The following is a 13,083-nucleotide window of genomic DNA, read 5'->3' as shown; positions in this document are numbered from 1 at the left end:
TTCGTTCCTCCTTTTAACAGGGAACATTCCCCTATTACACTATTAACTTATTAAGCAATTTGGAAGTTTTATACATACAAAGGTTAGTTCTAAGAACTAACCTTTGCTATTTCTCTATCTTTATTTTTTTAGAGAAGCTTCATATTCTTTATATTCTTTATCTGTAGCTGGTACTTTAATTTCTCCAGCTGTAATTTTCTTTTCAAATTCTTCTACTTTTGTTAAAATCTCAGGGTTAACTTTTTTCACGTTATCAGTTGTTTTTGCAATACCAACACCGTCATCTTTTAAGCCAAACGCTTCAATTTTACCACCTTTTAATTTTCCATCTTTCGCTTCTTTTGCTACTTTTTGTACAGCGATATCAACACGTTTTACCATTGAAGTTAATGTTACGTTTTCAGGCATACCTTCTTGATTTTGGTCACGGTCAACACCGATTACCCAAACGTTTTCACCTTTTTTCTTACGGTTTTTCGCTTCAGTGAATACACCGTTACCTGTACCACCAGCAGCATGATAAATAACATCTACGCCTTGACCATACATTGCTGACGCAAGAACTGTACCTTTTTCAGGCTTATCGAATGCTTCAGCATATTCAGATACGATTTCAATATTTGGATTCACTGCCTTAGCACCAGCTTTAAATCCATTCTCGAATTTACTAATTAAATCACTCTTCATTCCACCAACAAATCCTACTTTATTCGATTTTGTTGACATAGCTGCCACCGCACCTACAAGGAATGACCCTTCATGATCTTTAAATGTAATACTTGTTACGTTTGGTGCATCTACAACAGTATCAACAATTGCAAATTGTTGTTTTGGAGATTCTTTTGCTACTTCTTTAATTGCTCCCTCTAATTTATACCCAATACCGAAAGCTAAATCATACTTATCTTTTGAAAATTTCTTTAAGTTCGGAATATAATCCGCTTCTTTTTCAGATTGAAGATAACGATAATTTGTCTTCTCTTTTAATCCATTATCTTTACCAAACTGTTGTAATCCTTCCCAAGAAGATTGGTTAAATGATTTGTCATCAACGCCCCCAACATCTGTAACCATACCAACCTTAAACTCTTTATCCCCTTTTTTGTCACTATCCGCTTTATCCGAGTTACCACATGCACCTAACACTGTACTTGCTGCTAACGTTAACGATAATAAAAGACCTGTTTTTTTCTTCATACTAGAAACCCCTCCTGAAATGTTTTGTCTAATGATTCATACGCTGCTGTCCCTTACTTCTTGCTGTCACCTCCCTAAAAAGGAACTTCCCTACATACGTTTTCTTAATACGTGGAAGCTAAACTTATCAGCTCTAAAGTAATTAATAGAATATAAGATTGGCTCATCATTTTGATCATAGTGCATTTGTTTTAAAACTAGCAGTGCCGTTTCAGGTTCACATTCTAAAATCGGTGAAATTTTCGGGTGATAACCAATCGGTTCAATGTGAGCAACTGCGTATGTGATACGCTTGTGCGTATTATTATGTATTACTGTAAGCAGCGATTCCTCATTGTATCCCGATAAATCTGGTAATATCTCTTTTGCCAGTTTATCAATGCAATATACAACTGGTTCCCCATCCGCTGTACGAACACGTTCAATCATTACTGCGCTAAAAGCATCTTCACAATTAAATTTCTCTTTTTCTTCTTCTGTTAAAGTTGTTGTAGATGATGATAAAAAGATTGTTCCTGGTGTTTTCCCCACACTAGAAATCATATCTGTAATACTAGAAAGTTGCTCTATTCCGGAAGAAAATAACGGCTTCGCATTTACAAATGTCCCTACACCATGTCTACGAATAACAACATTTTCTTCTTCTAAAATACGTAGTGCTTCCCTTAAAGTTGCCCTACTTACACCAAGTTCTTTCGCTAGATCAAACTCTGAAGGTAACTTTTGTTTTTCTTTGTAAGCCCCATCTTTAATTTTTCCTTTGATGTGATCAATCACCCGCAAATATAGGTGACGACTATCGGATTTTACTGACATAAGACTCCCCCGCATTTCAATTATTCGACCTCTGATGTAAGACTTCTTTTCTCTTTTTTCAACTTACAACATAGTATAAATTACTAAATACTAAAAATAAGCGTAATTATCGAATAAATATTAATAATTTTTCAAGATGAAATTTTCACACTTTATTCCATAAAAAAAACTTTGTACCATAAACATTTCTCATATAGAGAAAAAGTTCGGCACAAAGATTCCTTACATCCTTTGTTAGACACTTTTCCCCTCATAGTCTAGCAATTCATGGTTGCCAGGTAGAAACTTATGGACCTTATCTCCAAGATTATATGAGGCAGTGATTCTTTTCGAAGTAATCTTACCACTTGCTCCCATATGTGTCAACAGATTTCAACATTTTTCTACATTAAATATCGAACGTTTTGAAAACCAAAACGATAAGCATTCGTATTCTAAAGGACCCTTAAAAATGTAAGCCCTTTCTTAGTCGATGACTATAGTATATAACAAAAACAGCATATAAAAAAGCCTAATTGTAAAAACAATTAGGCTTTTTTTAAGAACTTTTTTCTTGCACATCTTTAATGAGTACTCCCCTTGGTTTACTACCTTCATAAGGACCTACTACACCATTCATTTCCATGGCATCAATTAAACGAGCTGCTCGCGTATATCCTACTCTAAATCTACGTTGTAACATAGAAACAGATGCTGTTTGCATTTCTACTACAAGCTGAACCGCTTCATCGTATAATTCATCTTCTACTTCCTGCTTTGTTTCAGGAACATCTTGTGGAATCATATCCTCTTGATATTGCGCTTTTTGCTGCGCAATAACAGATTCTACGACTCTCTCAACTTCATCATCTGATAAAAATGCCCCTTGTACACGAACAGGTTTCGATGCACCAATTGGTATGAATAACATATCTCCACGACCTAGCAACTTTTCTGCACCACCACCGTCAAGAATCGTTCGAGAATCTATTTGGGAAGATACAGCAAATGCAATACGCGATGGAATATTCGCTTTAATAACACCTGTGATAACATCAACTGACGGGCGCTGAGTCGCAATAATTAAATGAATACCAGCAGCACGTGCCATTTGCGCTAAACGCATAATCGCATCTTCTACATCCGAAGAAGCAACCATCATTAAATCAGCTAACTCGTCCACAATTACTACAATATATGGTAATTCAGGTTGTTTCGCTTCCGATTGGCTATTATGTTCTTTAATATAATCATTATATCCTTCAATGTTACGCGTACCGCTATGCGCGAATAATTCATAACGACGCTCCATTTCACTCACAACTTTCTTCAAAGCCTGTGATGCTTTTTTCGGATCAGTTACGACTGGTGTTAATAAGTGCGGAACACCGTTATATACATTTAACTCTACCATTTTCGGATCAATCATCATTAATTTTACTTCATGCGGTTTTGCACGCATTAAAATACTTACAATAATTCCATTAATACATACACTCTTTCCACTACCAGTCGCACCAGCTACTAATAAATGGGGCATTTTATTTAAACGTGCCAATACAGCCTCTCCTGTAACATCACGTCCAAGACCGATTAATAACTTCTCTTCTGGGTGGTTATTCGCCTTTGAATCAAGAACTTCTCTCAGCGTTACCATAGAAACTTCTGAATTCGGAACCTCAATCCCTACAGCTGATTTCCCGGGAATAGGTGCTTCAATACGAATGTCTTTCGCTGCTAAAGCAAGCGCTAAATCATCACTTAAACTAACAATTTTACTTACCTTTACTCCCATATCAGGATACACTTCATATTTCGTAACTGCAGGACCTCTATGTACTTTTGTTACTTTCGCTTTCACACCAAAACTTTGGAATGTACGTTCCAATTTACGAGCATTTTCATAAATTTCCGCATTTTCATTTGTAACTTGCTTATTTTGGGGAAACTTTAATATATCAAGCGAAGGAAGCTTATAATCTTTATTTTCCACATTAGAAAATTGCATAGGAGGTGCTTTCGTTTCACCTTCTAGCGATTCAACGATTTTTTCTCCTCGTTTCTTGTGAGGTTGTTCTTCTGGCGCAGGCGGAACTGCCTCTTCAATAAACGGAGGAGTGATTAAATCATTTTCTTCTATCTGCTTTTCCGTCTCTTCACGTACTGGATAATTCTCAGTAAAATTCGAAATAATTGGTGGACCAATTTCTATTTCTTCTACTGGCTCAATAGCTTCTTCTTGTTCAGCAACACGTTCACGCCTCTTGCTTCTTGTTGTTTTTTTCTTTTCAGTTTGCTCGGCGACCCTTTGAGATTTCCAATCTTTATAATCCCCTTGCATTACTTGAAACTGACTTCTAAGAATTCTCCCTACCGGAGCAAGTACTTCTCCAATATGTTTATTTGTTATACAAAGTATTCCAAGAATAACTAAAATAATTCCAATGATATATGCCCCTACTTCGTCAAATAAGAAGTAGCACGTTGCGAACATCAATGCACCGAACATACCACCACCTAAATGAACACTATCCGGGCCCTTTTTCATTTCAAGGAAGAAGTAATCTTTTGTACTAACAATTACAGAAGTATTTTGCACAGCTCCATCTTTCGTAAGCAGGTTAAATAATGTAATATGACTAAACATTAATATTGCTAGTACAATTAAATAAACACCTATTAGCCGTTTATTTAAAAGGTTGGGCCATCCCCGCTTTATTACAAACGCAACAGATAAAGCTATTACACCTAACACACCAATTATGTACCACTCACCAAAGAAGAAGCGAAAAAATAACACAAACGATTTCCCTACAACACCTAGCTGTAAAATCGTAATAATCGAAAGTGCAAAAAGAGTCAACCCGACGATTTCATAATACAAAGTTGGCTTTATCGTACGTCTTGCCTTAGCCTTCGTCCCTCTTTGCTTTTGTTTTGCCATTTCTTCACCTCGTGTTCTAGAAATTAAGTACAACTTTCTTATAAAAAAGATCTACTTACATGTCTTTCTCTCTATTTTTCAGGTCTTTCTCTCTATTTTTCAGGTCTTTATATCTTCTATTTTTACACTTCTTGTAAAATGTTAAATAAACAGAAGAAAGCAGCCTACTCATGGCTGCTCAACCGTCTTGTTTTTTATATTATACCATAGCTCCTAAACAAAATCCTTCTTTTTGCTAAAAGGTAATTTTCTGTCCGGGCTCAAACTCTAGGTAGTGAGACGGATTCGTACTTAATACACGTACAATAGAGTAACATTGATTATCCTCCTCAGAAACCACTAATTCCACGCCATTTATATTCACAACTTTTTGGCTTTCGTATTGTGAATAATCGGCCGGATACACAAGTTGCTCTGGCATAATTGTATATAAAATCATTGTAGCATTGTCCCTTCTGTACTATTATCCTTGCGTTCATCAATTAATTCGTTTAATTTTCGAAGTGCGCTACCAATACCACCGACACCATCTATAAGACCATACTTCACTGCATCTCCACCTATTACATTAGTCCCAATATCTCGCGTCAAATTCCCTTTTGCAAACATAAGCTCTTTAAAACGATCTTCCGTTACTTTCGAATGCTTTGTCACAAATCGAATGACTCTTTCTTGCATTTTATCCAAATACTCAAATGTTTGTGGCACACCTATAACAAGACCTGTTAAACGAATTGGATGAATTGTCATCGTCGCTGTTTCGGCAATAAATGAATAATCAGTTGAGACCGCAATCGGTACACCGATTGAATGCCCTCCTCCTAAAACAAGAGATACAGTTGGTTTTGAAAGCGAGGCCACCATTTCAGAAATCGCTAATCCAGCTTCAACGTCACCCCCAACTGTATTTAATATTAACAGTAAACCTTCAATTTTTGGATTTTGTTCAATCGCGACAATTTGCGGAATGATGTGTTCATATTTTGTTGTTTTATTTTGTGGTGGCAACTGAATATGACCTTCCACCTGCCCAACAATTGTTAAGCAATGAATACGCGATTCATTCATTTGTGGTACATTTGTCTGTCCAAGTTGCTGAATTTTCTCCACTATAGAAGCCTCTTTTGGAACTTCTTTCGGCTCAGCTTCTTTTTCTTCATTTGTATAACGATCACGTTCTGTCATATCGCATCCCCTTTCACTCGTATATAACTATTATTTCTTAAGTTATGAATTTCATTCGATAGGGTTAAAAAAGAAAAAGATCACCTGTAAAGGTGACCTTCTTTATACTTCCATAATAATCGGTAAAATCATTGGCTTTCTCTTCGTTTCTTCGTACAAGAACTGCCCTAATAATTCACGAATATTTTGTTTCAACATAGACCATTCAATTGTATATTCTTTAATTGATTGTTCAACAATCATACGTACAATATCTGTGGATCGTTCGATTAATGCTTCTGATTCACGAACATATACAAAGCCGCGTGAAATAATTTCTGGACCAGAGATTATTTTCTTTTCATCCTTACCAAGTGTTACAACAACAACTAAAATTCCATCTTGAGATAACATCTTTCTATCTCGAAGAACGATGTTACCGACGTCACCTACACCTAATCCATCAATTAAAACATTACCAGCTTGCACTTTACCAGCTAATTTTGCTTCATCGTCACCAAAAGCAATTACATCGCCTTTTTCTACGATAAAGATATTCTCTCTCGCAATACCTACATCTTCCGCTAAATACGCATGTGCTTTTTGCATACGGAACTCACCATGTACGGGTACAAAATACTTCGGCTTCATTAAATTTATCATCAGCTTTAATTCTTCTTGGCTACCATGACCTGAAACGTGAACTTTTCTTTCACCGTAATAAATAACCTCAGCACCAGATCTAAATAACAAGTCAATAATTTTTGATACAGATACTTCATTTCCTGGAATTGGAGAAGCTGCAATAATAACAGTATCACCTTTACGAATTGAAATTTGTTTATGAGCTTGTTTCGCCATTCTAGAAAGGGCTGCCATCGGTTCCCCTTGACTACCAGTCGTTAAGATAGCTACCTTTTTTTCCGGGAAATTGTCTATTTCTTGTAATGAAATAACCATACCTTCTGGAACATCTAAATAACCAAGACGTCTTGCAATATCTACCACTTTCACCATGCTACGTCCTACTACCGCTACTTTCCTTCCAGTTTCAGCAGCTGCATCAAACACTTGTTGAATACGGTGTACATTCGATGCAAATGAAGCAACAATAATACGTCCTTCTGAACTATAGAATACTTTAGAAATCTCTATACCAACTTCTTTTTCCGAACCTGTATAACCAGGACGTTCAGCGTTTGTACTATCAGATAACAAGCAAAGTACGCCTTCATTTCCAATTTGCGCCATTTTCCCAAGATCTGCTCCACTATTTCCGATTGGAGTTTGATCAAATTTAAAGTCTCCTGTATATACTACAGCACCTTTTGATGTATGGAAACAAACACCCACAGAATCCGGAATACTATGTGTCGTTCCGAAGAATGACACATTTGTTGAATTAAACTCTACTGTTGAATTCGAGTCAATTGTTTTTAAGTCTACACGGCCTAACATTCCTGCTTCGCCAAGCTTTTCTTGTATAAGTCCTACCGTTAATTTCGTCGCATATACTGGAATAGATAATTTACGAAGCACATAAACAATTCCACCAATATGATCTTCATGACCATGGGTAATAAATAGTCCTTTTACTCGCTCTTGATTTTCTACTAAATATGTAATGTCAGGAATAACAATATCAATCCCAAACATTTCATCTCCTGGGAACATCAATCCGGCATCTACAATAAAGATTTCAGAATCAATTTCAACACAGTACATGTTTTTTCCGATTTCACCTACTCCGCCAAGAGCAAATACTTTAACAGACTCATTCTCTTTTCTCTTCATGTTGTTGCCTGGTTTAAAAATCTTGCAAACACTGATTTCACTAAAATTGCAGAGACACCAGGGGAAACTCTACAACCACCATATATTCACCGTCCAAGACGAATGTCCTTACCGTTATGCGATATCATGTCCTTGTTAATTTTTTAAACCAGGTTTCACCTCTCTTTCATTATATAAATCAAATATCTTATTCGATATGATATGAAAATTTCATTAAATCTTAATTTTTACCAATTTTGCTAAGCATACCCGTACTAAGCTACTTAGCCATATTATAACTGATACAAGAAATAGAACACAAGTTAAATTATGCGAAAGACAAGAGAAGACACTAAAATGAGATTATAATTTAAGAGGGCAAAATTCATATCAGTTTTACTATTTGCCCTACGTAATAAGAGTTTGATGGAAAAATATTCATGTAAATTCTTTACATAAACATGAAACGATATTCACAAAAAAATCTTATCTCTGTAATCAGTTTCTTACTAATTCTCCCCCTGCCATCCCCTTCTTATTACAGCCTATTAACTATAGCTAATTTTCATCACTTACATATAGTTAGTCAAAATAAAAATGACCTAGTTTCACACTAGGTCATTTTTATTAACGAGGAATAGATTGCATTACGGATTGTAACGTTATTCTTTCTTCTTCCGTTAATGGAAGAAGTGGCAAACGTACAGAACCTACATCTAATCCCACCATTTGTAATGCTGTTTTTACTGGTGTTGGGCTCGGCGCCATAAATAGTGCATCCGTTACTTTTACTAGTAATTGATGTAATTTCTGCGCTTTTTTGAACTCTCCAGCTTGGAATGCAGCAATCATTTCTTGCATTTCATTCCCGATAACATGAGATGCTACAGAAACAATACCTTTTGCTCCAATTGCCATAGCTGGTAATGTTAAACCATCATCACCGCTGTATACTGCAAAGTCGTCCGCTGTTTTTTCAATGATTTCTGTCATTGTTAATACATCGCCGCCTGCATCTTTAATCGCAACAATGTTTTCTATTTCTGATAAACGAACAACTGTATCAACAGAGATTTGTACAATAGATCGTCCTGGAACATTATATAGCATTACCGGAAGCGGAGTGCTTTCAGCGATTGTTTTAAAGTGCTGGTACATCCCTTCTTGACTCGGTTTATTATAATACGGTGCCACTAGCATAACTGCATCAACACCAACTTCAGTTGCCTTTTTTGTTAAATCGACAGAAGCATGCGTATTATTGCTACCTGTTCCAGCGATGACGGGCACCCTTTTATCGACAACAGATACGACATGGCGATATAACGCTACTTTTTCTTCTGATGTTAATGTAGGAGATTCTCCAGTCGTCCCTCCTACCACGATTGCTGTTGTACCGTTATCAATTAAATAATTTACCAATTTCGTTGTCTTTGCAAAATCGATATTACCATTTTTATCAAACGGTGTTACCATCGCGGTTGCAATTGTCCCAAAATCTATCATGATCTCACTCCTTATTGTTCCAGTTGCTTTTCTTTTGAAAGCTCAAATGCACTATGTAATGCATTCACAGCCTCCACTAAATCGGCTTCTTTTACAAGAACCCAAATTGTCGTATGACTATCTGCTGATTGCAGAATTTGAATACCTTTTTCCGCTAAAGCTGTGACAATTTTCGCTGTAACCCCTGGAATACCTGCCATTCCAGCACCAACGATAGAAACCTTCGCACAATGCTCTGTCACCACTGGATCATATCCAAGTTGCTTTAAAACCTCAACTGCACGCGCTGATACACTATCCTTTACTGTGTAAGCTACACCAGTAGGAGAAATGTTAATTAAGTCCACACTAATCCCTTCATTAGCCATTTCTTTAAACACGTGTTGTTGTAAATCATATGCAGTTTCTTTTGCAAGCACTTTAATTTGCGTTACGTTTGACACATGGGCAATCCCTGTAACAGGACGTTCTTCTACATCCTGCCCTTTTGTAGCACCATCATATGCCGCAATAAGCGTACCTTCACTATCAGAATACGTAGAACGTACACGAAGTGGTACTTTTGCATGCATCGCAATTTCAACCGCACGCGGATGAACAACTTTCGCACCCTGATAAGCCATGTTACAAATCTCGTTATATGTTACAGTTTGAAGATGACGTGCATCTTTTACGATACGAGGATCCGCAGTCATAACACCTTCAACATCTGTGAAGATATCGATATATTCAGCATGAAGCGCAACACCTAATGCTGAAGCTGAGGTATCACTACCTCCGCGTCCAAGTGTTGTCGTATCTCCATTTTTCGTTTGACCTTGGAATCCAGTCACGACGATAACATCTACATTTTGTAACTCTTCATGTATACGATCGCAATTCATTTCAATAATCTTAGCATTCGTAAAGTCATTATTCGTTACAAAACCAGCTTGCGCACCATTTAATGCTGCTGCTTTTATACCATTCTCATTCAACATGTTAGAGAAAACAATTGCTGAGATTAATTCTCCGCATGATAATAATAAATCTTGCTCACGTTTAGAAATATTAGGTTCCTCTTGATTTACAAGACTTAATAACGTATCAGTTGCATACGGTTCACCTTTACGGCCCATTGCTGATACAACAGTAACTACTTTATAACCAGCAGCTAACGATTTTTTTATATGGTGAAGCGCATGCTTGCGCCCATTGTCATCACGTACTGATGTACCACCAAATTTTTGAACAATAATTTTCATATTTTGCACCTTCTCTTAGCCGTTTACACTAATTGTAATTTTACTAAGCGCTCTGCAATTTGAACAGAATTCCATGCAGCGCCTTTTAATAAGTTATCAGATACGACCCAAAGGTGGAATCCTTTATCATTATTTAAATCTTTACGGATTCTTCCAACGAATACTTCATTTTTACCTACTGCAGTAGCTGGCATTGGATATAACTGCTCTGCTGGATTATCTTGCAGTACAATACCTTCTGCATTTGCAAGTAAGTTTTTCATTTCTTCTACTGTTACGCCTTCTTTATCTACTTCAATGTACACAGACTCGGAATGACCCGATACAACTGGTAAACGTACACATGTCGCAGCTACTTCTAATTCAGGCATATGCATAATTTTTTTCGTTTCATTAATCATTTTCATTTCTTCGAATGTAAATCCATTATCTTGGAATTTATCAATCTGTGGAATAGCATTAAAAGCGATTTGGAAATGCTTTTCGTCACCTGATACAGGTAAAACATTCGCCTTTACTTCTTCGCCATTTAAGATTGCTTGTGATTGTTCATGAAGTTCTTCAATAGCTGCCGCACCAGCACCTGATACAGCTTGATATGTGGAAACGATTACTCGTTTTAAACCATATTGCTGGCGAACTGGTTCAAGAGCTACTACCATTTGAATTGTAGAACAGTTTGGATTTGCAATAATACCATTATGTTCTTTTAAATCATTTTCATTTACTTCAGGTACAACAAGTGGCACGTTTTCTGTCATACGGAATGCACTTGTATTATCAACAACAATTGCACCGCGCTTTGCTGCTTCTGGCGCTAATTGTTTCGATACAGATCCACCTGCACTAAATAGTGCAATATCTACTCCTTCAAAACTTTCAGGAGTTGCCTCTTGAACTGTAAATTCTTCGCCTTTAAATACAAGTTTCTTACCTGCAGATCGTTTAGATGAAAGTAACGTTAACTTCCCAATTGGAAATTCTCGTTTCTCTAAAGTATTTAACATTTGTTCACCAACTGCGCCGGTTGCTCCAACTACAGCGACATGAAAAGTTTTTTGCTTTTCCATCACTATGCCCCTTTCTAGATACCAATCCTTCTATAACTTAGAATTAGAAGGAGCTTACAATGCCCCCTCTAATCTTAATAACGTTAATTTTATCATATTCTACAGTAAGAATGATGGTTTCAACAAAAATTGTACGTTTTTTTCGTTTTTTAATTCATATATCTGAATTTTTCTACAACAACAGGTTGTAATTGTTTTCCTTGTAGCGCTTCCAATACTGTATCTTCAAGTAACTCCATACGAGCTACCATTGAGTTCGGTTTTTTCTCTGGTGCATCTTGGCCAAATGGTACGAAGTAGATGTCTTTTGTAGCCATTAGGCGCATGAGGTTGACACCAACAGGGTGATAACAAAAGAGGGGGTTTTTAATTTCTTCTATTATATATAAAAATCAGGGTTAGTTAAATTGTTTTGATTTTATATGAAACCAAAACCTCTAAAATACACATTTTATTATTTCATAAACAATCCAAACATCTCTACAGTTTGATATAATGATAAAGTTATTAATATCCACTAGGAGGAACAATTCATGAAGAAATTTTTCAAATTCGGTTGTCTAGGTATTATTGCGGTATTTGCAATTCTTGTCATTGTAATGATTGTAGATATTTCTAATGACGATCCAAAAACAAAAGAAACTATCAAAAACACTGCGAAAGATACCGTAAAGGAACCAACTACTAAACCAGAAAAAGAAGCTGTCCAAGAAACTACCAACGTAGTTAAATGGGAAAATAAAATTAAAGAAGTGGCATCAAACGATAAAACTACAACTGAAAAATTCGATGAAGTAAGCAAATATGCCAATAGTTACAAATCATCTAATGATGAAGTGAAAACTTTTGGAGATGAAATCATTAAAGAATATAAAGATAAAAAATATATTAAAGATGTATCTAACCATGAGTATATGCTAACGAATATTTTCAAGTCGCAAGTTGTCGATAAAAAAGCATCAGAAAAACCATTAAAGGATTTCGCTTTCGATTTCTGGCAAAACTCAAAATACAACTACCGCGGCGTAGAAAATGCAACAAGTAGCGCTACACAAGCAAACGAACGCCAAATGGATAAAGCTTTAAATAAAATGAATAAATAGAACTAACATAATCCACTTAAAATTTAGGAGAATATATTATGAAGGTTGTACGCTCCATATTTAAAGGTTTTCGCTTAATAGGTTTAATTGTAAAGCCAATACTTAAAGCATTATCAAAAAGTAAATCCTAAGTTTAATAGCACTAAAAAAGCCGACTCATAAGAGTGGGCTTTCAATTCATTCATACGCTTTCTCCCTTGATTCCCCATTAGTTGTTCCGACTTCTTCCACAATCAATAAACAAAAAATCTCGCTATCAAACCTTAATAATGACACTAAACACTTTA

The 13,083-nt window shown here is 36.1% G+C and carries 10 protein-coding genes, 1 pseudogene and 1 riboswitch; of the genes and pseudogenes, 1 reads left to right on the top strand and 10 read right to left on the bottom strand.

Annotated elements, in window-relative coordinates:
- Window positions 1-120: 120 nt before the first annotated feature.
- The 10 genes and pseudogenes from JFU54_RS13130 to spoVFB all read right to left on the bottom strand — a co-directional run.
- Complete coding sequence (locus tag JFU54_RS13130; RefSeq protein WP_002190493.1) at window positions 121-1,197, bottom strand: BMP family lipoprotein; 1,077 nt, start codon at window positions 1,195-1,197, stop codon at window positions 121-123.
- A 90-nt stretch (window positions 1,198-1,287) separates the two neighbouring features.
- Entirely contained in the window at window positions 1,288-2,013 is a 726-nt protein-coding gene (locus JFU54_RS13125) for a GntR family transcriptional regulator (RefSeq protein WP_002088063.1), read from the bottom strand.
- A gap of 233 nt (window positions 2,014-2,246) precedes the next feature.
- A riboswitch (purine riboswitch) is annotated at window positions 2,247-2,348 on the bottom strand.
- 203 nt (window positions 2,349-2,551) lie between these two features.
- Entirely contained in the window at window positions 2,552-4,936 is a 2,385-nt protein-coding gene (locus JFU54_RS13120; RefSeq protein ID WP_002014584.1) for a DNA translocase FtsK, read from the bottom strand.
- A gap of 235 nt (window positions 4,937-5,171) precedes the next feature.
- On the bottom strand, window positions 5,172-5,375 hold the full coding sequence (locus tag JFU54_RS13115) for a YlzJ-like family protein (RefSeq protein ID WP_201064677.1): 204 nt from the start codon (window positions 5,373-5,375) through the stop codon (window positions 5,172-5,174).
- Complete coding sequence (gene tepA / locus JFU54_RS13110) at window positions 5,372-6,121, bottom strand: translocation-enhancing protein TepA (RefSeq protein ID WP_002014582.1); 750 nt, start codon at window positions 6,119-6,121, stop codon at window positions 5,372-5,374. Before tepA ends, JFU54_RS13115 begins: the two co-directional genes overlap by 4 nt.
- A gap of 102 nt (window positions 6,122-6,223) precedes the next feature.
- Window positions 6,224-7,894, bottom strand: a complete 1,671-nt coding sequence (locus JFU54_RS13105) for a ribonuclease J (protein WP_002014581.1) — start codon at window positions 7,892-7,894, stop codon at window positions 6,224-6,226.
- 606 nt (window positions 7,895-8,500) lie between these two features.
- The gene (gene dapA / locus JFU54_RS13100; protein ID WP_002014579.1) at window positions 8,501-9,379 is read right to left on the bottom strand and encodes a 4-hydroxy-tetrahydrodipicolinate synthase; all 879 of its coding nucleotides are present in this window, start codon (window positions 9,377-9,379) and stop codon (window positions 8,501-8,503) included.
- Between the two features lie 11 nt (window positions 9,380-9,390).
- Window positions 9,391-10,623 carry an aspartate kinase gene (gene dapG, locus JFU54_RS13095; RefSeq protein WP_002088068.1) on the bottom strand — a complete coding sequence of 411 codons (1,233 nt, stop codon included), beginning with the start codon at window positions 10,621-10,623 and terminating at the stop codon, window positions 9,391-9,393.
- Between the two features lie 23 nt (window positions 10,624-10,646).
- Window positions 10,647-11,693, bottom strand: coding sequence for an aspartate-semialdehyde dehydrogenase (gene asd / locus JFU54_RS13090; protein ID WP_002014577.1), 1,047 nt, complete (start codon window positions 11,691-11,693; stop codon window positions 10,647-10,649).
- Between the two features lie 149 nt (window positions 11,694-11,842).
- Window positions 11,843-12,031: pseudogene (gene spoVFB / locus JFU54_RS13085) on the bottom strand (dipicolinate synthase subunit B); the annotation flags it as partial.
- A gap of 195 nt (window positions 12,032-12,226) precedes the next feature.
- Between spoVFB and JFU54_RS13080 the strand changes: the two are divergent.
- The gene (locus tag JFU54_RS13080) at window positions 12,227-12,796 is read left to right on the top strand and encodes a hypothetical protein (protein WP_201064675.1); all 570 of its coding nucleotides are present in this window, start codon (window positions 12,227-12,229) and stop codon (window positions 12,794-12,796) included.
- Window positions 12,797-13,083: the final 287 nt, after the last annotated feature.

The sequence above is a fragment of the Bacillus sp. TH19 genome (genome assembly GCF_016651075.1).
In the GTDB taxonomy this organism is placed as follows: Bacteria; Bacillota; Bacilli; order Bacillales; family Bacillaceae_G; genus Bacillus_A; species Bacillus_A mycoides.
The sequence above is the reverse complement of the archived record's forward strand: the minus strand, read 5'-3'. Positions and strand labels throughout refer to the sequence as shown.

What these genes read in the sequence shown, in the direction of transcription:
- dapA (WP_002014579.1), bottom strand. Translation starts at nt 9,379, where the DNA reads ATGATAGATTTTGGGACAATTGCAACCGCGATGGTAACACCGTTTGAT.
- JFU54_RS13120 (WP_002014584.1), bottom strand. Translation starts at nt 4,936, where the DNA reads ATGGCAAAACAAAAGCAAAGAGGGACGAAGGCTAAGGCAAGACGTACG.
- JFU54_RS13105 (WP_002014581.1), bottom strand. Translation starts at nt 7,894, where the DNA reads ATGAAGAGAAAAGAGAATGAGTCTGTTAAAGTATTTGCTCTTGGCGGA.
- JFU54_RS13130 (WP_002190493.1), bottom strand. Translation starts at nt 1,197, where the DNA reads ATGAAGAAAAAAACAGGTCTTTTATTATCGTTAACGTTAGCAGCAAGT.
- dapG (WP_002088068.1), bottom strand. Translation starts at nt 10,623, where the DNA reads ATGAAAATTATTGTTCAAAAATTTGGTGGTACATCAGTACGTGATGAC.
- JFU54_RS13080 (WP_201064675.1), top strand. Translation starts at nt 12,227, where the DNA reads ATGAAGAAATTTTTCAAATTCGGTTGTCTAGGTATTATTGCGGTATTT.
- JFU54_RS13125 (WP_002088063.1), bottom strand. Translation starts at nt 2,013, where the DNA reads ATGTCAGTAAAATCCGATAGTCGTCACCTATATTTGCGGGTGATTGAT.
- JFU54_RS13115 (WP_201064677.1), bottom strand. Translation starts at nt 5,375, where the DNA reads ATGATTTTATATACAATTATGCCAGAGCAACTTGTGTATCCGGCCGAT.
- tepA (WP_002014582.1), bottom strand. Translation starts at nt 6,121, where the DNA reads ATGACAGAACGTGATCGTTATACAAATGAAGAAAAAGAAGCTGAGCCG.
- asd (WP_002014577.1), bottom strand. Translation starts at nt 11,693, where the DNA reads ATGGAAAAGCAAAAAACTTTTCATGTCGCTGTAGTTGGAGCAACCGGC.